Here is a 20,847-nt window from a genome sequence, read left to right on the forward strand (position 1 = left end):
GTCAAGGTCTGTGGCTTCTAGCCGGCACTGCATATGCAAGCCTAATGGCTGTCCCGCAGAATAACGAAAGTCAGCACCCAGGGCTTTCCCGTGTGTCTTGCGCGTCGCCCTTCCCCCGGTCGGTCAACGCGCCTGCAGATTGACCGGCGTGCCCTGGCGATTGAAGGGAATGAAGCCGTCGAGGTGCCCTTGCTTGATCGCCTCCACCATGGCCGCCAAGGCCTTGTCGGCTTGCTCGGCGCTGGGCGCCTGACCGGGGCTGCCCGACAAGCTGGCCACAAAAACGATCTGCCAGCGCTGCAGCTGCTGACCATCCTGACCGTGCTCGCCATTGGCGCCGAGCAGCTGATCGGCTTCATCCGCCAGTGCGGCGAAGCTGCTCAACTCTTGCGGCAGCTTGTCCACGCACATCAGCGGCGCGAGTTCGCCGCCTTGGCCGGCCTCGAACTCGGCCCGCTGCTGGGCCGAGGCCTGTGCAGGCAGCGTGGCGCCGGCAAACACCAGCAGCAGGCGCTGGGCGGCGCTTTGCATGGTGGCAGCCTTGAGCAGGTCTTGAAAATTGCTGATTTGCATGGCGAGGTCAGGAGAAGAAGATCGGGGAAGAGGAAAGGATGTGCGAGCGGCTACTGTAAGGGGTAGCTGGCCAAGCCCCGGGTGCTGAGGATGTGAATATCGCGGCGGTCAATCTCGATCAAGCCTTCGTCTTCCAGCTCATGCAGCACGCGCGAGAAATACTCGGGCGTCAGTGACAGGCGCGAGGCAATGGTGGCCTTGCTGACGGGCAAGGAGATGGTGATGGATTGGTTGGCCAGTTGGTCCTCCACCAAGTGATCGCGCAGCAAATAGCCAATCACACGCTGTATGCCGCTGTGCAGGCAGTAGGACTCCACGTCGCTGATCATGCCGTGCAGGCGCTTGGACACGCCGGCCAACATGCGCAGCGAGAAACGCGGGTCGCGTTGGATCTCGCCCATCACTGCTTCCTTGGCGATGGACAGCAGCAAGGTTTCGCTCAAGGCTTGGGCGTTGACAGTATGAGCCTTGCCCGAGAACATCGCTGCTTCGCCGAAGCTATTGCCCGGGCCAACCAACTCGATCACCTTCTCGGCGCCGCTGCTGGCCAGCGCAAACAGCTTGACCTGACCGGTCACCACCACATGGAACTCGTCGCAGCAATCACCGACGCGAAAAATCGCCTCACCCCGACCCACGCGCTGCATGCGACAGCCGCTCCCGGCCAAGCGGCGCAATTCATCTGACTGCATGTCGGCAAACAAAGGCAGCACGGATAGATAGCGCGGTAGGTCGAAGGTAGCGGATGACATGAAGGGGCTCCAAGAGAGGCCCGGAGCGGGCCTGTCGGAGCGCGATTCTGCGCAGCGGTGGCGCTTGGAATTTGCGTTAGATCAAGTCTGACCGGCGCCTAGTTCTTCAGAACGATGGCCGGCCCGGCCCCGCGCTTACGCACTAGTTCTTGAGGACGAGGGCCAAAAGGAAGGGGCTGCGATTTTTACAAAACCCGGTTTGAATCTTGTCCCAGTTCAAGGCCGAGGCAGGGCCTTCGGTGGTCGACTAGGCGCTCGCAAAACAGCGGGGCAATTTGCCCCGCAATGCCGCAGCGGCCCGGCCTTGCTCGGTCCCAAGGAGACAACTCAGCATGACCCCCAGCATCCATACGCAGCATGCTCAAGCCTCGGCTCACGCCCTGCTGTCGCCACCCCGGCAGCTGAATCTGCATCCTGCCTGCGCCCACCTTGCAGCGCCGCGCCGACCAGCCGCCGCAGCGCCTGTGCTTCAGGCACTGAGGCAGGCTTGGCCGAGCCTGGAAGATGACGAGGACGCCCTGCTCGCTTTGGCCTTGATGGGCCGCAGCCACCGTGTGCGCCCGGGCGGGCTGCTGCTGAAGGACGGCGACAGCAATGCGGCGGGCAGCTTGTGGTTGCTGGTGCGCGGCAAGCTGAGCATGGGACTGCATGACCCCAAAGCGGTCTGGCGCCAGGGGCGCGCGCTGCAGCCAGGCCAGTGGATAGATCTGGCGAGCGCTTGGCCGCAAGCCCCCTTCCCCGAAACCGCGCTGGCGCTGACGCCGGTGCTGGCGCATGAGTTCCCGGCGCAGGCCGTGCTGGCCCTGTGCGCGGCCCATCCCTTGCTGTTCAAGGTGCTGCTGGCAAGCCTGGGCAGCAGCGCCTGCGAGGCGATGGCATCCCGTCAGGCCATGAGCACGCAGGACTTTCCCACCCGTTTGGCCGAATGGCTACTCAATGAGCTCAGGCTCAATGGCCAGGGTGACTGCCTGAACCTGGGCCTGCTCAAGCGCGATCTAGCGGCTCAGCTGGGCGTCACCCCCGAGACGCTGTCGCGGACCCTGCGCTTGTTCCAGCAACAGGGCCTGATCGTCATGAAACATCGCGAGCTGCGTATTCTTGCGCCCGCCGGGCTGGCTGCGCTGCGCTAGCAGCAGCGCGTGGGCCGCTGCGCAAGGGTCGCGCCCACTCGAGCAGCTTCAGGCCGGATCACGGGGCTTTCTGATGCGCCGGCTGACGAGGGGCGGGATCGGGGGCTTGATCATGGTTTGAGGAAGGCCCAGCATCACGGCTTGCGCTGGGCCGGCCGTGCCGGCATTGGGGGCGCTGAGGAGATCGGCCAGGGTGTAGCGGTCCAACTGCTCCAAAAAGGCCGCCAAGGCGTCGTTGAAGATGCCGGTGAGGCGGCAGCGCCCGGTCAGGCCACAGGCATTGCCTTGGCCCAGGCATTCCACCAAATAGAAATCGGGCTCGATCGCCCGCACCAACTCGCCCAGCATGATCTCTGCCGGCGCCAGGGCCAGGCGCATGCCGCCGCCCTTGCCGCGCACCGTGGTGATCCAGCCGCCCAGCCCGAGCTGGTGAGTGATCTTGGTCAAATGGGCTTCGGAGATGTCATAGGCCTGAGCGATCTCGGCCGTTGTGCAGAGCCGCTCGGGATGCTGGCCGAGATAAATCAACATGCGCAGCGCATAGTCGGTCATGGTGGTCAGGCGCACGAGGCCTCCTTCGGCTGTATTTGAAAATGGGGGGCGGGAATGGCGTCTTAGCCCGGCAGGCCGTCGACACGTGGGCGCAGCAGCATAGGCCCATAACGCCACAAATACAGAACAAAAGCCAAGGCCCACAGCGCCGCCGACAGCCAGACCGCCGGCAACAAGGCGGCCGGCATCAGCAGCGGCACAAACACGCGCACAAGCGCTGCGCCCAGCATGGCCAAATAGGCCAGCGTCTCGACCGGCCCGGCCTTCAAAGGCCGCCCCGTGTGCCCCAGCGCGGTGCGCGTGATCATGCCAAGCGTCATCAAGCCGATCAGACCAATGGTTAGCGCATGGGTGGCCGCGCTAGCGGGCAGCCAGTCCAGCGCGGCCGCCGAACGCAAGCCCAGATGCAGCAGCAGCCAGGCATAGGCCGCGTGCAGAACCCAAACCAAGGGGTTGCCCAGCGTCTTCCAAGGCTGCCACAGCGCAAAACGCCAGACATGCGCGAGCAGCGCCGGCAGCAGGGCCAACAGCAGCAGCGGGCCGCTCAGGCCCAGCGCGTCAAAAGCCAGCAGCAGCAAGACGCTGCCCAGAGCGGCGCGCTCCACGCGGGGGTCACGGCGCGCATTCATACCGGGCACGCCGTTATTGGAGAACATGGGCAGCACGCGCCCGGCCATCACGGCAATCATGAACAACAGCACATCCAGGCCAAGCATCAGCCCCAAACCTTGAGCCAGCGAAACCGGCAAGCCCAGCCAGCCCAAATGCGTCAGGTGCAGAACAGCCGAGGCCGCCCCCATCGCCAGCAGCAGCCCGACAAAAAAGTAATTGCGCCGGTTGCCTCCCGCAGACAAGGCTCGCCACAAGCCCCAGGCTGCTGCCCAAGGCACGGCCACGTTGACCAGCAGCGAAGCCTCCAGCCAAGGCGTCAACACCAGCACGCGCGCGAGCACCCAAAGCGCCGCCAAAGCCATCAGGGGCCGGCCCGTGGGCGTCGCCTGGCCCGACCAGTTGCGCCCGGCCGTGAACAGAAAACCGATCACGATGGCCAGCGCGTAACCGAACACCATCTCATGGGCATGCCAGGCGGCGCCGCGCAAGCCGCCCTTGCTCAGCAGGCCGCTGAACTGCAAAGCCCACAAGGGCACCGACAGCAAAGCAAGGCTCGCCGCCAGCAAATAGAAGGGTCGAAAGCCCAGGTCCCAGAGCGCCAAGCCCTCTCCCGGCCGGCGCCGCCGCAGCGGCTCTTGCAGTTGCACGAAAACATGGCCCATGGTGGTCTCCAGCCTTGACGGTTGCTTTGACGTTCGATCAGTTCGCGCCGCTGCAGCAGCCGCAGCAGCTCTTGGCCGTCGGGCGACGCGCTATGCGCACGCGCCACTGCTGCGGGCCGGCTTCCAGAGTCTCCCAATCGAACTGGCCCGGCCATTGGGCCTGAAACTGCTGCTTCAATGGCAGAGGTTCATGGTCGCTGTGCAGCTCGAAGCCGGCACCCGGCGCCAGGCTGTCGAACTGTTGAAAGATCAAACCATGGCGCAGCTGCGGTGGAATCAGACGCACATCGATGACGGCGGGGGAAGCAAACGAGTTGCTCAGGGCGCTGGCGGCGGAGGTGTTCATGCGGGCAATCCTTTAAGCTCTATTTTGAATACAACTTATTATGCAGACTCCTCGAGTTGAAAGCAATATCTGAAATATAGATTTAAATCACTGCCGAGCTTCAAAGGCGCAGGCTGCAGCGCTCTCGCCTGCGCCGCTGCCCTGGCCTCATTGGTACAAGGCCGCCGCCTCGGCCAACTGCTTGGCCACCTCGGAGACTAGGCTTGGCGGTGCTAGCACCTTGACCTGATTGCCATGGCGAAGGATGTCCATCACGATCTCGGTCTCGTGAACAAAGGGGATCTTGAGCTCGTAGCTGCCGTCGTTCAGCCAGACCCCCTGCTGCTCTGCATGCCACTCCTCGCGGCTGACCCATTGCGCGGCCTTCTCCTGGAACACCAGCGTGGCCCATTGCCGCTTCTCGCCTGCGAAGATGCCAAAACCGCCGTCCATCTCGGCCTGTATCTGCTTGAGCGAAATCTCCTTGGCCTTGATATCCAAGGTCGCGGCCGTCTCGATCGCATCCAGCGCAAAGCGCAAGACCTGATTGCGCGAGTGGCACCAGGCGTCCAAATACCAGGTGTTGCGGTAGTGGACCAGGCGCTGAGGTGAGACATCCCGCTCGCTGACCGTGGCGCGGCCGCGCGTCAGATAACGCAGATGCAAGCGTTGACGCTTCAACAGCGCCTCGCCGACCATCTCGAAGAACTGCGTCGGCACCGGGCGTTTGGCCGGACTGATGATCTTGATGCGCTTGAGTAGCCCCTTGGCGTCGGCCTCGCCCGGCGCCAGCAGGCCGTGAATGCGATCCAGCAAAGGCGCCAGGTGCCGGCTGATGACGCCCTCGGAGCCCAGCTCACTCAGCATCTGATGCGCCATCAGCAGCGAATACAACTCGCGCTCGCTGAACCACAAGCCCGGCAGCTCATGCTTTTCTTGCCCTCGGTAGCCCGCGCCAAAGCCGTAACCGCCGTCCATGCGGCTGTACTCGATCGGCGCGCCGAGTTGGTCACGCAAGTACTCCAGGTCGCGCTTGAGCGTGGCGGCCGACACCTCCAACTCGTCCCTCATCTCCTGAAAACTCACATGACCGCGATTGCGGATCAGCATTTCGATCTTGTAGACGCGAGCGGTTTTTGACATGGCGGCTTAGGCAGAGTTTTTGCAGAGATTTTGGAGGAAGCAGACGCTCACGGCTTGAGCCAGTCGGACTGTAGCCGGCAAACGTGACCAAGCGACGCTGCTCAATCGAGCAAACGATGGGCTAGCTCGTTATTTGAGCTTCTGGGTCCGCATCATTGCTCCCAAGAAGGCCGCGATCCGCCTCCTATCCTTTTTTGCTTCTGTTTTGGCATCACCCGGGAGAACACACACATGATGATGACGACGTCAGATCTTGCGACCGCTTTGGTGCAAAGCCTCAAAGACAAAAAATGCGGCGATGACGACAGCGACTGCCCTCACGGAGCCAGCCCGTTTGACTTCAAGCCAGCAGCGCCGCCGGCCAGCTTGACACAGCTGTGCCAAGCCGTTGCCGAACATCTGGAATATGGCGGCCAAGTCTATGGACTGGCTTCGCATTGTCAGGCGCTGAGCGTGCACCCCGAGGTCAGCCAGGCCTTTTGGCGCCTGAGTCAATTGGTCAAAAGCCCCGGCGTGATGTGGTTGCTGCTGGCCGACTGGATAGATCGGCGCAGTCCGCCGCCCCAGACCAAGCTCGATGAACAAAGGGTCTCGGACGTCTTGCAGCCCCACCTGCAATGCCTGGACCCGGCGCTGATCGACGACGCCGGCCGGCTCTTCGACCGCCTGCTGGGCGCCTATGGCAACGAGGGCTGGACGCCAGCGCGGTTGCAGCGCCTGCTGCGATCGATTCGTTCCCGCTGAAGCGACACGGGGCAGCGATGTCCTTGAGGGTTGCGCAGAGCGTCCTACGGGGGCATCGTGATCTATCTCCGATCTAATCGGAGTGAGCCCGCTTGCGGCTTACTGAACCCGCAGCACCTCGAACTGCTGCCGGACTGCAGCGACCTGAATCGAGACCTCATCACCCTCACATTTACCCAGCAAGGCCTTGCCCAGCGGGGCTTCGCTGCTGATGACCTGCACAAACTGAGCGCCGCTGAGCAACTTCATGCTGCCCCCATCCGGGCCGAGAAAAAGCTGTTGCGGGCTATCTTCGGCGTCGACCAGGCAGACCAACGCGCCGAGCTGGATACCTTTGCTGGCGTCGTAGGGGCGCGGGCGAAACTGGCGCCAATTGGCCATCGCCTGGCGGATGGCTTCGGCGCGGCGAGCTTGGCCGGTGGCCAGGTAAGCGGCTTCAAGACCCAATGTGTCGTACTTGTTTTCGGCGATGTTTTCTTCGTGAGTCGCCGTTTCATGAGCCGCCCGCGCAGCCTGTTCGACTTGCAGCAGGTCTTCGGCGAGTTTTTCCAGCACCCGCTGCTGCAGCAAGAATTTGTCCATGATGAAAGATAGGCGTCTCGAGCAAGCGGGAGGTCGAGTCTTGATTATGAAGGGCTCCACCAGCTTTCGACACTGCCTTTGCCTGTAGGTTAACTTCAGTTAGGGGCACTGAGCTGGCTTCCGGCCAGCCATCCAAACTTCCGACGCGAACATGTAGAAATGGATTGAAGAGACCTGAACGTTCCTATCCACTTCTTTTCATCTAGACGCAAGCTTCTGCGCAACGCCGGCCTATGTGCAGGCTAAGCCCGGAGCAGGGAACGCAAACGCGCAATCGTGACCTCCACCGGCGCATCGCGCGAAACTTCCAGGCCCAAGTCGCGTGCGATCTGGTTCACCTTGGCCGGATACAGCGGGATGCCCCCAGCATCGATGGCAGCAATCAAGGCCCGGGCGCGCTCATGCTCAGGGCGGACGGGGCGCTGGGTGAGCAGGCGGCGCAGAGGTGAAGGTTTTATGGGTGGCATTTGCGCTGCGATGGTAAACCCTTCCCCGATGGCCAAGCTAAACCATCGCACTTTTGCCCGCCCACCAAGCCAGCTTCTAGATAGTCACAAACGCAGCGTTCAGACCCAGAAAGCCGAAAGGGTTAGCCCATTTCTGAGCTAACCCTTTGATTCCAAACTTATTCACATGGTCGGAACGGCAGGATTCGAACCTGCTACCCCTTGTCCCCCAGGCAATTTTAAGTCAATCCACCGCAATCCAACGGTGTCCACAGTTGACTAAAATTCACATATAAATCAACCACTTAACTGAATACATCGTTCGTCACTCATCCACCGCCGTCGTTCAAAGTACACTCACAGCCAGCCCAACGGTGTGGCTAAAGGTGTGGCTAAATTTTGGAGATGTCGACATGGCCGTGATTACCGTCAAAGAATTGCAGGCGCTTAACTTGGCCGACGACGGCAAGCGGATCAGCATGGGCGAATCGATGTATGGCACGGTTCGAGTGGGCAAAGACGGCGCCGTTAGCCTCTACGTGAAATGGCGATACAAAGCGGGCGGCAAGCTGCGTCAAATTCCCCTTGGCACTTGGAAGGACAAAGGCGGCCAAACCCTCAAAGCACTGCGCGATGAGCGCGACCGGCTCGCGGTTGAACTGAAGGCGGGCATTGATCCCATTGAGCGCAAGGCCTTGGAGCGACGTGGGGTAGTTGACGCTGCGCAAGTGGCCGCAGCAAAAGCAGAGGCAGATTTGGCCGAAGCAATGCACGCTCAACGCGCCCGACTGGCGGCCATTGCAGAGCAAGCCGCTAGGCTCACAGTCCGAGGCCTGTTTGGTCAATGGAAGGCCTTGGAGCTACGCCAGCGGGCAGATAAGGGAGCCGAAGCGGAGCGCGCATTTGAACGCGACGTTTTCCCGCTTATTGGCGACGTCGCTGCCGGCGACATAACCAAAGCGCACGTTCAACTCGTAATCGACTCGATGATGACCCGCGATGTGGTCCGGATGACCAAGCGTGTCTTATCTGACTTGCGCCAAATGTTTGGCTTTGCACTTGACCGCGACCTCGTGGAGGCCGACCCCACCGCACGCATCAAGAAGGCCAAGATCGGCCCCGACGTTGAACGCGACCGGGTACTGAGCGAAGCTGAGCTTATTTCCTTTTTTGCCAAGTTGCCGGCTGCTGGCTTGGCAGACACTTCCCAATGCGCCCTGCTGATCCAGCTGAGCACACTTGCCCGCATAGGTGAGGTGTTAGGAGCACGCTGGGAGCACGTTGATTTTGAGCGGCAAACCTGGGTGTTGCCGACAACCAAGAATGGCAAGGCTCACGCGGTGAAACTGAACGGTTTTGCTCTGCGCCAGTTTGAACGCCTGCACAAGCTCACCGGCTCGACCGCCTGGTGCTTTCCTGCATCCCGAACTGACGGACCTGTGTGCCCGAAAACCGTCACCAAACAAGTCGCAGATCGTCAGCGGGTAGCCTCCCCAATGACCGGCCGGTCAAAACAGATTGACGCCTTGACCCTAGCCGGTGGGCATTGGCGCCCGCACGATCTGAGACGCACTGGCGCCACCTTGATGGCTGACTTGGGCGCCCTGCCCGACGTCATCGAGCGATGTCTGAACCACACTGAAGAATCCAAAATCAAACGGATCTACCAGCGTGCCAAATATGAGGCGCCGATGAAGGATGCTTGGCGCCTGCTCGGTGAACGGTTGGAACTTCTCAGCGCCAAGCCTGCGAATGTGCTGACGCTGAAGGTCACATAGCCTGACTTTTGGGCTGTCTCATTTTCCCCCTGACTATTCCGTCCTAGGGTGTCCATAATGACTCCACTGGATGCCCAAAGAACTTTGTTCAAAAAAGGTGGACAGTGGTCAACATGGCCTAAAGAGTTGGGGAGACGCAAAGGTGTATCAGACCCTTGCGCCGCCCCGAGCCCGCCGAAGCAGGCTGTCTAAGTTCCCACAGAGACAGGCTGAGTTTATGACATCTTCGCAGTCGCTTGTGGAGTCCCTTAGGGGCTTCTGTCGGCGCTTGCCAAGAGATCGGCGGTTTTTTTAATAAAAACCAAAGAACGCAGCAAATGCATAACCCCACACCTACGCAGCAAGAAATACCAGCGGCTGTTTTGCGAATCGCCAGTGCCGGCCCATACCTATCGGTAAGCCGATCGCACCTTTACAACCTCATTGAGCGCAAGGAATTGCCCTTGATTAAGTTGGGTGGCCGCGCCTCAGGAATCCTGCGCGCCGACTTAGACGCTTGGCTCGCTAAGCAGCGCGCCGCCGCCCTATCCTGACAGGAGGCCGCCATGAAAACGAATCATGCTGCACCAGCGGCAGGAAGCGGCGTATCTGTTGGTTCGCATCGCCTTGATTTGGCAAGTGCCCGATGCGTTCCTGAAGGGCTCCACACATGAGCCCCTTGGACAAATTCCTACACGGCCACGGAAACATGCGCCAGTATGGCAGCCGCTACCGTGGCGCCTGCTTGGCCTGCAACGCAAGTAACAAGACCACGCTGTCCATCGCTGAAGGGCAGGACGGCGCTGTGTTGGTTCGCTGCTTCAAGGCGGGTTGCGACGCCCAGTCCATCGCGCGCTCAGTTGGCCTTGAGCTGCAAGACCTGTTCCCTGAGCGTTTGACTGCACACCACACGCCAGGCCCGCGCCGGCGAGGCATGCTGTCTGCGGCCGAGGCGCTGGGCTTGCTTCGGTTTGAGGCTGAGCTGATCCGCATCGCCGCCGCCAATCTGGCCGCAGGCGTGAGCCTGACCGAACAGGATCGCGCCCGGCTTGGTCAGTGTTGCTCACGGATCGCAAACCTTGAAGCCGAGGTGCATTCATGAGCGCCCTGCCCGAGCACTTCGACGGGTTCACGCCACCGCCGCGCCATGCATCGCAGGCAGAAGGGGATGGCCCTTCACCACTCGCGCCGCCAGTTATGGCGCCGCAAGGTTTCATTGATTTGCTGCGCGGCATCGTGGACGCCGCCTGCGCCAACTCTGAGGCGCATCCCGTGGCTGTGGCCGTCAATGTGGTGGCGCTCTTTTGCTGCGCCATTGGTCGCGGCCCGTACCAGAGGATCGGCGATGCGATATCGCACGCCAGAGCCTTCGCCTTGATCGTAGGCAAATCGGGGAAGGCCCGCAAAGGTACCGCCGAGCACACGCCTCGTGAAGTGTTTCGCCGTGCTGATGCCATCCTGCGGCGCCGAAGCCAAAGCCTTGACCGGCTGCGTATCCACGCCGGGGGTTTGAGCAGTGGCGAAGGCGTGGCCTACGCTATCCGCGACGCCAGGGAACCCGACGAAAAGACCGGCAAAGGCGGCGACCCCGGAGTGAACGACAAGCGCCTGATGGTGATTGAATCGGAGTTCGCCAACGTGCTCGCCCAAGTCAAGCGGGAGGGCAACATTCTGAGCGCCACGATTCGCAATATGTGGGATGGCCGAGACGTCGAACCTCTTACAAAGACTTCGCAACTCACGGCAACCCGGCCGCACGTTGTCATCATCGGCCACATCACCGGCCATGAACTTCGCGAGAAATCCACCGAGAACGATGCAGCTAACGGCCTATTGAATCGGTTCATGATCTTGCACGTTCACCGGCCTAAGTTGGTTCCTCTGCCAAAGCCCACACCTGAAGCAAAGTTAGATGCACTGGCCGAACAGTTGGCCGACGCCATCGAGTACGCCACTGATGGTAATCCGCACGGCAACAACTCGCACGAAGTGCAGATGACACCCGAAGCTGAAGCCTATTGGTGCGATGAGTATGAAGCGCTAACTCAGGATCGCGACGGCAAGGTCGGCAGTTTGATGGCCCGCTCTGAGGTCTACGCACGCATGCTGGCCATGGTGTTCTGCCTAATGGAGAAACGCAGCGCAATCGAGGTTGGTGATTTGTGGGCTGCGCTCGCCTGGGTGGACTACTGGCGGCAGTCAATCACCTACATGTTCTCAACCGGCGAGGATGAAACCGAACTGGACGACTTCACAAAGGCCGTGCACCAGCGCGTGATGGACGCGCCAGGCATCAAGCTGAGCGAGATGCAAGAACTGTGGAATCGCAAGCGCATTCCCGAAGTCAAGGCGTCACTCGAAACCCTGCTGAACTGGGCCCCGCCGCTGATTGAGATGCGAAAGGATTCGAACACTGGGGGCCGAGTCGCCCAGCGTTACTACCCCGTATGCATGTGAGTGAGATAGGTGATTTAAGTGAGTTATGAGCAACCATGCAGCTTAGAGCAGTGAGCTAGGCGGTGATTTTTGAGTGAGGAAAGACCCATTCGGTCTAGACCCAAGTCCTTCTTTCACTCTTAGCTCACGCCATGAATCACGCGCAAACCCGCATGAACACTCATTACTCGCTAATTTCACCAATATCACCATAGGTATTTGGAAAAGAAAAGAAAGCCGACACGGCCACCCCCTTCAAGGTACTCCTGGGGCTTTCCCAGTACGGGTGCGAAACGAGCTCGAAATCCCGCTAGTCAGTCAATTTTCAAACTATGCAAGGCAAGTTATGCAAAGCACTACCAGCACTAACACACACCGATCTCTCGCCCAAGCGTTGGGCGTGCATGAGTCCATCGTCTCCCGGCATGCCAAGCGCGGCATGCCGACAGATAGCCTTGATGCCGCTCTGGCATGGCGTGCCCACAATATCAACCCTGCGCACGGCAGCCGCAAAAAAATCGCCCCACCAAAGCCGCCTACTGATGCAAATGCCGACGCGAATGAAACGTTCGCTGAGGCGCGCAGACGGCGAGAGTCCAGCGAAGCCGACTTGGCGGCCCTCAAACTGGCCGAACTGCGGGGCGACCTGATCCGCACGGACGCCGTGCGCAGCGCTTACAGCCGCCGCGCCGCCAGCTTGCGCGATGCCTTGATGCAGATCCCGGCTCGACTCTGCCCAGTGCTGGCCGCCGAAAGTGACCCGGCCGCGATTCACGACCACCTGCAAGCCGAATTGCGGCAGGTGCTTTTCCAAGCCACCGAATGAACAAGGATTTCACCATGCCTCAGAAATTCGACCACCAAGCGCCGCAAGTCATTTACATGAGAATGCGCGCCGACCATGATGTGGTCGGCTTGGCCGCCGTACCCGGTCGCCTGGACGAACTTCACCGCTTCCCCGGCGAGTCGGTGCCGTCTATGGTTTACCGTGCGCGCATGCAGGCCAAAGGCCTCGACACGCTGGCGGTGTTCCCAATCCATCGCAACGATTGAGCGCGCCATGAGCCCGACGCAAATCACCGACGAAATGCAGCGCCAATCTGAGCTGCTTGCCCAAGTGCTCGACACGCTGCAACGGCTGGCGCCAAAGCAGTCGCGCGAGGCACAAACCGAACGCCTCAAGCGGGCGCAGATATTCGAGGCCATAGCCGAGCGCATGGGCGCGGCGCCATTTACGGCGGGCGAGCTGATCGCCGCGGCTGCGCAAGAGCCGATGACCTGCGCGCCGCTGGCCGTCGCCATAGAGCTCTGCATTGGCACGCATGACGGCAACCGCTCGATGCGCCTGGGCAAGTGGCTGGCCAAGTCCATCGAAAAACCCGCAGGTGGCTTTGAGTTGAACGCCGCCAGCGGGCACGAGGGTTCGAATCAGTACAGCCTGATTTTCAAGATGGCGGGCGATGCCGGTCGGTGAAAGCCCGCCAAGCCCCGCTAGCTCATGGACTGAGCCACCATGAAATCGGAAGATGGAATCCACCGCAACGAATGGATTTCGAAATGTCATACCCCTCCCTTCCCCTTAGCGAAGCCTCTGTTCGCCGCATGCAAAAGGACGTCGCCAGGCAGTTGGCCCTAGGCCAAACCTCAGGCAACGCTCAACACCTGCCGCCGTTCTCACTCAGCCGTATGCTGAAGGCTCACCTCGACAATTCGCCCCTCGACGGGCTGGAGCGCGAGATCATCACTGAAGCCGAAAGCATCAAAGGCTCGGGTGGTCAGTTCGCCAATACTGCCTGCATCCCATGGGGCGCGCTGCTGCCTCAAGAGCGCCGCCTGACCTCAAACGTACCTATCTCTGGCAGCAACCTCATCGGCACCAGCGTAGGCGCAGCCGTTGACGCTCTGAGGCCTTACAGCATTGCGATTCAAGCCGGTTTTGACGTTCGCTCAGGCTTGAATCAGAATTTATTGATCCCGTCCGGTCGTACCGATGAGGACCGCAGTGGCACTTGGATGAGCGCCGAATCACCGAGCATCGCCAAGCACACGCCGCGCACGGGCCTGTCGACCTTGACGCCCCACACCTGGGGCCAAATCATCGATTACTCCGGCCTTTTCGCCCGCCAAGGCGCATTCGCCGACGAGTTCATTCGAACCCGGCTGCTTCGCGCTGCCGGCCAGGCCATCGACAACGCAGTGCTTGGGAACATCACTGCGCAACCCACAAGCGGTCGGCCTCGTGGCTTGATGCAAGCCGAGGGCTTGATGCGCTACCCCGTTGCTTCGGGCGCACTCTGGAGCGAAGGCTGTAAGCCGGCTCAGACCTATGTCGCTATGCGCGGGGGCAGCGACACGGCTGCCGCCTGGATAGCCGGACCGGTCATGCGAGCAGAACTCATGAGCCTTCATGCCGGGTCGGCGATGGATGCTATCTGGAAAGACGATGTAGTGGCCGGCCGGCGCGCGCACTGCACTTCGGCGATGCAATCCGATGCCATCGCCTATGGTGACTTCACCACGGCCATCCTGGGCCTGTTTGGCGGCGGTCTTGAGCTTGAGATTGATGCCTACACCGGCTTCCGCACCAATGTCGTCAGCATGCGCGCCCTCGTGACGCTCGATGTCGCCTTTCCCGACCCCACGGCCTATGCGGTCGCGTTCATTTCCAATTGATCCACCAAGGAAAAAACCATGAGTCAATTCAACTTCGCAGGCAACGCCACCACCACCGCGTTGATCGTCCCCGCCTCTTGCGCGAACACCGCCGCAGCCACCAGCGCCGCATTCGATGGCCTGGGCTATGACGGCCCGGTCTTGGTCACCCAAAGCAAAGGGCTTGGCACGGGCTCACTTGATGGCAAGCTTCAAATGAGCCTTGATGGCTCGACCGGCTGGACAGATACCGGCGTGAGCTTCTCCCAAGCAACCACCGGCGCAGGCCTGCAAACCGTGGCGATCAATCCGAACGGCTACCAGCGCTATCTCCGCTATGTCGGCACCATCGTGACCGGGCCTCAGCTATTGAGCGTTACAGTCTCCGGCGTCAAGAAGTACGTCTAAGAGGTCGCAGCATGCAAGCCATCAAAGACGTGTTTTCTTCGCTGCTGGGCGGCCCGAACACCACCGCCGCGCCAGGCTTGGTTCAAGTGCGAACACTTCGGCCTTTCTTTCTCGACGGCCGAGTCACCAAAGTCGGCGAAGTTGTAAGCGTCACCGGCACGGTTGCCGGCGACATCATTTACAGCACTCGCGGCGAAATTGTCGACACCGATCAATTTTCAGCAATCCATGACGCCGTGCAAGCTCAAAACTTAGCAAACGAGCGCGCCAGTAAACGCATTCGATAGCACCGCCCGCCTGCCTGCTTCGCCAGGCATTCGCTTTGTTGTGCGAACCGAAGTCAAAGGCCTGATCGGCGTACCTGTTGGGCGCAGGGTCTCCGGCGCCGATCCGGCCTTTGTCCCAAGTAAGCCAAACGAACCCCGAGTGTCTGGCGAAGCAGGCAGGCCGCCAACCGGCTGGAACCTAAGCCGGTCGAACTGTGCAATACTGAGGCCGTCGCTGCACAACAGCGATGCGGGCTTGGTCGCCCGGTTTCAAAAGGCGCAGCAGCCGCGCCACCTTTCGGGGGATAGCGGCTTTTTCACGACCGCGTGATGCTGTGCGGTATGGCCCCTTCAACGGTGGGCCGTGCGCGAGGGACACACGCAAGTGTGTGCCGGTTCCTTTTGCCGGTCGACCAACCCCCCCCGCACGGTCTGCCACCCTCTTGCTTGGTCGCTAAGGGTGGCAGGTTTAAAACCTGTTCAAAAGGAGCCAACGTGGCTAACTCCCAGCAATCGAAGACCGGCGCAGCTGCGCCCACAATGTCAGAACAACTTGCCCGTGAAATCGGCGTAGTTCCAAGCCCGATTGGAATGGTGATCTATGTCGGATCAAGAGCCGCGATTGAGGATGAAGGGCTGATCCCTCAAAACGTGGTCTGGCCGCTTGGGCAAGATTCGCTAAGTTGGCGGGTAGGCGACCTAGATTTCAAGCTCAATCGCCGCCCCTCTGTTGGCTCCAATGCTTGCCAAATATCACGCGAGTTTGGGGAGGACTATTTTCGGATTATTTGCATCCACATCAAAGACCGTCTCGACGCCTCGGGGATGTATCGGCGGATGCAAGCTTCGAATCGGGCTGAAATTGAGCGGGCGAATAGTCCTGCTGGCCGGCAGCAGGCGGCCATCATGGCTGCGCAGTATTCGCAGGTCCTCAAAGATTCCAGCTACCTAGCCTTTAGAGGTCGAGTACTTGACCTTAAATCCCCGCCAAAACGCAATCGGAAGGCCACACCAGCACAGTAAGGGCTTCTCGCCCCGACACCCGAGCCCGGACATTGTTCCGGGCTTTGTCGTTTCTGGACGGCCGCTGGCGACCTACTCGAATCAACAAAGACGGGACCGGCCAACGGTGTGGCTAAAGGTGTGGCTAAATTTTTGGTTCTGCAAGCCAAACGAAAAACGGGTTAGCTGCCTAAGCTGCTAACCCGTTGATTTTATTACTGTTTTTTGGTCGGAACGGCAGGATTCGAACCTGCGACCCCTTGTCCCCCAGACAAGTGCGCTACCAGGCTGCGCTACGCCCCGACTAAGCCTTCCATTATAGGGCAAATTTTACGTCCGAAGAAAGAAGAAGCTCTCGAATTGAAATTAACTCGCCTCGAACTTGATCGAGAGATAACTTCACAGGCGAGCAGGCTGGCAGACCCAGCAATGCCCGCTCATCACCGATCTCGTCCTCACCCGCCCCCGCGGCCTCAAGTGCATTGGGAAACGACAACGATCCGGCGGCTACGCTCGGGCGCACTTCGTCCTCGGTCAACGGCGAGTTGCCTTCAATCAATTGATTACGGGCCCCGCTGATGGTGAAACCTTGGTCATAGAGCAAACCCCTGATGCGCCGAATCAACAGCACTTCGTGGTGCTGGTAATAGCGCCGATTGCCGCGCCGCTTCATCGGTTTGAGCTGACTAAACTCCTGCTCCCAATAGCGCAGCACATAGGGCTTAACGCCACATAGATCGCTGACTTCACCGATGGTGAAGTAGCGCTTTGCCGGTATCGCTGGGAGCGAGTTTTCCATTGAAATCAAGGGCTTCAGGTCGGGAGGTCAGACTCTACTCGAAGTCGTCCTCGGCGCACACCTCGCCTTGCACCAATGCCTTGAGTTTGTTGCTGGCGTGAAAAGTCACCACATCGCGGGCATTGATTGGGATAGCTTCGCCGGTGCGCGGATTGCGCCCCGGCCGGGGCGCCTTGCGTCGAATCGTGAAGTTACCAAAGCCACTCAGCTTGACCTCGTCGCCGGCAACCAGGCTGCTGTGGATGATGTCGAAGAAGGCCTCGACCATGTCCTTGGACTCGCGTTTATTCAAGCCCAATTTGTCGAACAAGAGATCGGCCAATTCCGCCTTGGTCAAAGTCGGTGTGTCCAAGCTGGCCAGCAACATCAAGGGCGCCGGCCCACCACCGCCCTGGCCGCCTGAATCTTCTGCGCTCATCGCCCTACCCTCAGCCGCGCAAACGCGCACCCAGGCGCTGACTCAAAGCCTCAATCACTGCTGCCACCGTTTGCTCAATGCGCTCCTCGGTCAAGGTGGTTTCGTCGTCCAGCAATTCCAGGCGCACGGCCAGACTGCGCTCACCATCCTTCATGTCGGCATTGGCCTGAGTCGGCTTGAAGACGTCGAACAACCTAGCGGAACGAATCAATCCGTCATGGGCACCGGCAATGGCTGCCATCAGGCCGTCGTGGCTGACCTTGTCATCCACAATAACGGCCAGATCGCGCAGCACAGCTTGTTGACGCGGGATCGCTTGAGCAGCCGGCAACTCACGCTGCAAAGTAGCCGCCAGATCCAGCTCGAACAGAATCGGCGCGCCACCACCCTGCGGCAAGTCATAAGACTGGCGCCATTTGGGGTGCAACTCGCCGATCACGCCGATGTCCTGACCGTCCAGTTCGATGCGCGCACTGCGGCCCGGATGCAATGCCGCATGTTCGGCCGGCACAAAGCGCAACTGGCGCGGCGCAAACAGCGCCTCCAGATCACCCTTGACGTCGAAGAAGTCGACATTGCGGTCGCGCTGACTCCACTGCTGCTGTTCGGCCGGGCCGTAGGCCAGACCCGACAGGCGCATCGGCTGAGCCACACCGGCAATGCTGGCGTCGCTCTCGATCACCGTCGCGTCACGCAAAAACACGCGGCCAATCTCGAACAGGCGCACGCGCGTGGCCCGGCGCGCCAGGTTGTAGCGCAAGGTATTGATGAGGCTGCCCAGCAAGCTGGTACGCATCACCGCCAGCGGAGCGGCGATCGGGTTCAAGACCTGAATCGGCTGCTCATTGCCGGCTAACTCGCGCTCCCAGCGGGCTTCGACAAAGCTGAAATTGATGGTCTCGAAATAGTCGCGTGCGGCCACCGCGTGGCGCAAGGCATGCACCGAGCGGCGCGCTTCCGAGGCCACCTTGCCCACCACCGGAGCCAAGGGCGGCGTCGAGGGCAGGTTGGGATAACCAATGACGCGAATGACTTCTTCGATCAGGTCTTCTTCGATCTGCATATCGAAGCGCCAACTCGGCGGCGTCACGGTCAGCACGCCAGGTGCTTGCTCGAAAGGCAGACCCAGGCGAGTGAACACGCGGGCACAGTCTTCCTGCTTCACCGGCATGCCGATGATCTTGGAAGCTCGCGCCACCCGCAAGCTGACCGGCGTGCGCGCGGGCAACTGTGTCGTCTGATCGTCCAGCGGGCCGCAGCGCGTGTCCGCACCGCCGCAAACATCGAGAATCAACTGCGTGATGCGCTCGACATGCTGAGCGGTCAAGGCCGGGTCGACACCGCGCTCGAAACGATGGCCAGCATCGGTAGAGAAGTTGAACTTGCGCGAACGCCCCATCACTGCCTTGGGCAACCAGAACGCCGCTTCGACATAGATGTTGACCGTGTCGTCCGACACTGCGGTAGCGTCGCCCCCCATGATGCCGGCGAGCGACTCAACGCCTTGCGAATCCGCCACCACGCCGACCGTCTCGTCCAGCGCAACGGTGTTGCCGTTCAAGAGCTTGAGGCTCTCGCCCGCCTTGGCCCAGCGCACCACCAACTCGTCATGGATTTTGTCCAGATCGAAGATATGGGAAGGTCTGCCAAACTCGAACATCACATAGTTGGAGATGTCGACCAAGGGCGAGACCGAACGCTGGCCGCAGCGGGCCAGACGATCGACCATCCAGGCGGGCGTCTGCACTTTGGTGTTGACGCCGCGAATGATGCGGCCGGAGAAGCGCCCGCACAAATCGGCTGCCTCGATGCGGACCGGCAGCTTGTCATCGATCTGCGGCGCAACCGGCGCAATAACAGGCATCTGCAGCGGTGCACCGGTCAAGGCGGAGACTTCACGCGCGATGCCGTAGACGCTCAGGGCATGGGCCAGGTTAGGCGTCAGCTTGAGCGTGAACAGCGTGTCGTCCAGATTCAGGTGAGCGCGGATATCTTGGCCGATTTGCGCGTCGGCCGCCAACTCCAGCAGGCCACCATGCTCTTCGCTGAGCTTGAGCTCGCGCGCCGAGCACAGCATGCCGAAACTCTCGACGCCGCGCAGCTTGCCGACATTGATTTTGAAGGGCTTGCCATCTTCGCCAGGAGGCAGCTCAGCCCCGACGGTTGCCAAAGGCACCTTGATGCCGACGCGTGCGTTCGGCGCGCCGCAGACGATTTGCAGCGGCTCCCCATTGTTGAAGGACCCACCGGCATTGACGCTGCAGATGCGCAGTTTGTCGGCGTTAGGGTGCTGTTCGGCGGTCAGAATTTCGGCCACCACAATGCCATGGAAAGGCGGCGCGACCGGACGAAGTTCTTCAACCTCCAGGCCCGACATGGTCAGCAGCTCGGCCAGTTCTTGGGTATTCAGCGCAGGGTTACAAAAGGCCCGCAGCCAGGATTCAGGGAATTGCATGGGATATCTCTCGAGCTACGGGTGGTTCACTTGAACTGGGACAGAAAGCGCAGATCGCCATCAAAGAACTGGCGCAGATCACCGACGCCATAACGCAGCATGGCCAGGCGGTCGATGCCGGAGCCGAAAGCGAAACCGATATAACGCTCAGGGTCCAGACCCATATTGCGAATCACCTGCGGATGCACCTGGCCGGAGCCCGATACCTCGAGCCAACGGCCTTTCAGCGGACCAGAAGCGAACATCATGTCGATTTCGGCGCTCGGCTCGGTGAAAGGGAAATAGCTGGGGCGGAAACGGATATCCATTTCCGTGGTCTCGAAGAACTGCTGCAGGAAGTTCACATAGACCGACTTCAAGTCCTTGAAGCTGATGTTCTCGCCCACCCACAAGCCTTCGACCTGATGAAACATTGGCGAATGCGTGGCATCGCTGTCGACGCGGTAGGTGCGGCCCGGCGCAATAACGCGAATCTCGGGCATGGGCTGGCCAGCATCGATCAAGGCCCGATGGCGCTTGACATGCTGGACCGCGTAGCGGATCTGCATAGGGCTGGTGTGGGTGCGCAAGACATGACCCCCTTCGACGTAGAAGGTGTCGTGCATGGAGCGCGCCGGATGGTCTTCCGGCGTGTTCAGCGCGGTGAAGTTGAACCAGTCGTTCTCGATCTCGGGGCCATCAGCCACGTCGAAACCCATCGAACCGAAGATGCCTTCGATGCGTTCCATCGCACGCGTGATCGGGTGCAGGCCGCCGCTGCCGCGCTGGCGGCCGGGCAATGTCACGTCCAAGGCCTCGGCCTTCAACTGCAAGGCCAACTCGGCGTCGGCCAGGGCTTGGCGGCGTGCCGTCAAGGCGGCTTCGATGCCGGACTTCAAGACGTTGATTTCGGCGCCGCGGGTCTTCTTCTCTTCTACGGCCAGGGCAGCCATGCCCTTGAGCAACTCGGTCACGCGACCGGTTTTACCGAGGAAGCGAGCCTTGGCATTTTCCAAGTCGGCGGGCGTGGTCGCAGCGGCGAATTCGCCTTGCGCCGTTTGCAGCAATTGATCGAGGTCGTTCATCGCGGAGCCGTTTTCATCAAGCAAGTCTTGAGGCAAGAATTAGAGGGGAATAGGACTTACGCAAAATTG

General features: G+C 60.7%; 25 protein-coding genes and 1 tRNA gene. 13 read left to right on the forward strand and 13 right to left on the reverse strand.

Translation table 11 applies throughout. From position 1 onward, the window contains the following. Nucleotides 1–123: 123 nt before the first annotated feature. Nucleotides 124–573 carry a ribonucleotide reductase subunit alpha gene (locus LNV08_RS07705; RefSeq protein ID WP_263533116.1) on the reverse strand — a complete coding sequence of 150 codons (450 nt, stop codon included), beginning with the start codon at nt 571–573 and terminating at the stop codon, nt 124–126. 50 nt (nt 574–623) lie between these two features. Next, nucleotides 624–1,325, reverse strand: a complete 702-nt coding sequence (locus LNV08_RS07710; RefSeq protein ID WP_263533117.1) for a Crp/Fnr family transcriptional regulator — start codon at nt 1,323–1,325, stop codon at nt 624–626. 332 nt (nt 1,326–1,657) lie between these two features. Between LNV08_RS07710 and LNV08_RS07715 the strand changes: the two genes are divergently transcribed. After that, nucleotides 1,658–2,455: a Crp/Fnr family transcriptional regulator gene (locus tag LNV08_RS07715; RefSeq protein WP_263533118.1), complete on the forward strand. Its 798-nt coding sequence runs from the start codon at nt 1,658–1,660 to the stop codon at nt 2,453–2,455. Nucleotides 2,456–2,503: 48 nt separating this feature from the next. On the opposite strand, the gene LNV08_RS07720 is transcribed toward LNV08_RS07715, so the two are convergent. The 4 genes from LNV08_RS07720 to LNV08_RS07735 form a co-directional block, all read right to left on the reverse strand. Further along, nucleotides 2,504–3,022 (reverse strand): RrF2 family transcriptional regulator, encoded by a 519-nt coding sequence (locus tag LNV08_RS07720; RefSeq protein ID WP_263533119.1) that lies wholly within the window; start codon nt 3,020–3,022, stop codon nt 2,504–2,506. Between the two features lie 47 nt (nt 3,023–3,069). Further along, complete coding sequence (locus tag LNV08_RS07725; RefSeq protein WP_263533120.1) at nt 3,070–4,281, reverse strand: NnrS family protein; 1,212 nt, start codon at nt 4,279–4,281, stop codon at nt 3,070–3,072. Between the two features lie 37 nt (nt 4,282–4,318). After that, entirely contained in the window at nt 4,319–4,627 is a 309-nt protein-coding gene (locus LNV08_RS07730) for a DUF2249 domain-containing protein (protein ID WP_263533121.1), read from the reverse strand. A 147-nt stretch (nt 4,628–4,774) separates the two neighbouring features. Further along, the gene (locus LNV08_RS07735; protein ID WP_263533122.1) at nt 4,775–5,749 is read right to left on the reverse strand and encodes a helix-turn-helix transcriptional regulator; all 975 of its coding nucleotides are present in this window, start codon (nt 5,747–5,749) and stop codon (nt 4,775–4,777) included. Between the two features lie 231 nt (nt 5,750–5,980). Between LNV08_RS07735 and LNV08_RS07740 the strand changes: the two genes are divergently transcribed. Beyond that, complete coding sequence (locus LNV08_RS07740; protein ID WP_263533123.1) at nt 5,981–6,493, forward strand: hypothetical protein; 513 nt, start codon at nt 5,981–5,983, stop codon at nt 6,491–6,493. Nucleotides 6,494–6,592: 99 nt separating this feature from the next. On the opposite strand, the gene LNV08_RS07745 is transcribed toward LNV08_RS07740, so the two are convergent. Both LNV08_RS07745 and LNV08_RS07750 read right to left on the reverse strand, forming a co-directional pair. Then, nucleotides 6,593–7,075 (reverse strand): GreA/GreB family elongation factor, encoded by a 483-nt coding sequence (locus LNV08_RS07745; RefSeq protein ID WP_263533124.1) that lies wholly within the window; start codon nt 7,073–7,075, stop codon nt 6,593–6,595. A gap of 242 nt (nt 7,076–7,317) precedes the next feature. Next, a complete protein-coding gene (locus tag LNV08_RS07750) occupies nt 7,318–7,542 on the reverse strand; it encodes a hypothetical protein (protein ID WP_263533125.1) in 225 nt (74 codons plus the stop codon). A gap of 392 nt (nt 7,543–7,934) precedes the next feature. Here LNV08_RS07750 and LNV08_RS07755 point away from each other — a divergent pair, with 392 nt between their 5' ends. The 11 genes from LNV08_RS07755 to LNV08_RS07800 all read left to right on the forward strand — a co-directional run bounded on the left by LNV08_RS07755 (nt 7,935) and on the right by LNV08_RS07800 (nt 16,063). Further along, nucleotides 7,935–9,299, forward strand: coding sequence for a tyrosine-type recombinase/integrase (locus tag LNV08_RS07755; RefSeq protein ID WP_263533126.1), 1,365 nt, complete (start codon nt 7,935–7,937; stop codon nt 9,297–9,299). A gap of 317 nt (nt 9,300–9,616) precedes the next feature. After that, nucleotides 9,617–9,832 (forward strand): helix-turn-helix transcriptional regulator, encoded by a 216-nt coding sequence (locus LNV08_RS23140; protein WP_414858711.1) that lies wholly within the window; start codon nt 9,617–9,619, stop codon nt 9,830–9,832. A gap of 116 nt (nt 9,833–9,948) precedes the next feature. Next, complete coding sequence (locus LNV08_RS07760; protein ID WP_263533127.1) at nt 9,949–10,380, forward strand: hypothetical protein; 432 nt, start codon at nt 9,949–9,951, stop codon at nt 10,378–10,380. Then, nucleotides 10,377–11,735 (forward strand): YfjI family protein, encoded by a 1,359-nt coding sequence (locus LNV08_RS07765; RefSeq protein ID WP_263533128.1) that lies wholly within the window; start codon nt 10,377–10,379, stop codon nt 11,733–11,735. The genes LNV08_RS07760 and LNV08_RS07765 overlap by 4 nt, the downstream gene beginning before the upstream one ends. 325 nt (nt 11,736–12,060) lie before the next feature. Beyond that, nucleotides 12,061–12,540: a hypothetical protein gene (locus tag LNV08_RS07770; protein ID WP_263533129.1), complete on the forward strand. Its 480-nt coding sequence runs from the start codon at nt 12,061–12,063 to the stop codon at nt 12,538–12,540. Nucleotides 12,541–12,554: 14 nt separating this feature from the next. Continuing rightward, a complete protein-coding gene (locus LNV08_RS07775) occupies nt 12,555–12,767 on the forward strand; it encodes a hypothetical protein (RefSeq protein ID WP_263533130.1) in 213 nt (70 codons plus the stop codon). 7 nt (nt 12,768–12,774) lie between these two features. After that, on the forward strand, nt 12,775–13,188 hold the full coding sequence (locus tag LNV08_RS07780) for a hypothetical protein (protein WP_263533131.1): 414 nt from the start codon (nt 12,775–12,777) through the stop codon (nt 13,186–13,188). Next, entirely contained in the window at nt 13,185–14,387 is a 1,203-nt protein-coding gene (locus LNV08_RS07785; RefSeq protein ID WP_263533132.1) for a phage major capsid protein, read from the forward strand. The genes LNV08_RS07780 and LNV08_RS07785 overlap by 4 nt, the downstream gene beginning before the upstream one ends. Nucleotides 14,388–14,405: 18 nt before the next feature. Next, nucleotides 14,406–14,774 (forward strand): hypothetical protein, encoded by a 369-nt coding sequence (locus tag LNV08_RS07790; RefSeq protein WP_263533133.1) that lies wholly within the window; start codon nt 14,406–14,408, stop codon nt 14,772–14,774. Nucleotides 14,775–14,785: 11 nt separating this feature from the next. Next, nucleotides 14,786–15,061, forward strand: coding sequence for a hypothetical protein (locus LNV08_RS07795; protein WP_263533134.1), 276 nt, complete (start codon nt 14,786–14,788; stop codon nt 15,059–15,061). Between the two features lie 474 nt (nt 15,062–15,535). After that, the gene (locus LNV08_RS07800) at nt 15,536–16,063 is read left to right on the forward strand and encodes a hypothetical protein (RefSeq protein ID WP_263533135.1); all 528 of its coding nucleotides are present in this window, start codon (nt 15,536–15,538) and stop codon (nt 16,061–16,063) included. A 205-nt stretch (nt 16,064–16,268) separates the two neighbouring features. Here LNV08_RS07800 and LNV08_RS07805 read toward each other — a convergent pair. The 5 genes from LNV08_RS07805 to pheS form a co-directional block, all read right to left on the reverse strand. After that, a tRNA-Pro gene (locus tag LNV08_RS07805) sits at nt 16,269–16,345 on the reverse strand. Between the two features lie 13 nt (nt 16,346–16,358). Next, nucleotides 16,359–16,841 carry a MerR family transcriptional regulator gene (locus LNV08_RS07810; RefSeq protein WP_263533136.1) on the reverse strand — a complete coding sequence of 161 codons (483 nt, stop codon included), beginning with the start codon at nt 16,839–16,841 and terminating at the stop codon, nt 16,359–16,361. Nucleotides 16,842–16,875: 34 nt separating this feature from the next. After that, entirely contained in the window at nt 16,876–17,208 is a 333-nt protein-coding gene (locus LNV08_RS07815; RefSeq protein ID WP_263533543.1) for an integration host factor subunit alpha, read from the reverse strand. A 61-nt stretch (nt 17,209–17,269) separates the two neighbouring features. Then, nucleotides 17,270–19,714 carry a phenylalanine--tRNA ligase subunit beta gene (gene pheT / locus LNV08_RS07820; RefSeq protein WP_263533137.1) on the reverse strand — a complete coding sequence of 815 codons (2,445 nt, stop codon included), beginning with the start codon at nt 19,712–19,714 and terminating at the stop codon, nt 17,270–17,272. 26 nt (nt 19,715–19,740) lie between these two features. Beyond that, nucleotides 19,741–20,778: a phenylalanine--tRNA ligase subunit alpha gene (gene pheS / locus LNV08_RS07825; RefSeq protein ID WP_263533138.1), complete on the reverse strand. Its 1,038-nt coding sequence runs from the start codon at nt 20,776–20,778 to the stop codon at nt 19,741–19,743. Nucleotides 20,779–20,847: the final 69 nt, after the last annotated feature.

It is taken from the genome of Paucibacter sp. TC2R-5 (genome assembly GCF_025717605.1).
Taxonomy (GTDB): Bacteria; Pseudomonadota; Gammaproteobacteria; order Burkholderiales; family Burkholderiaceae_C; genus Paucibacter_A; species Paucibacter_A albus.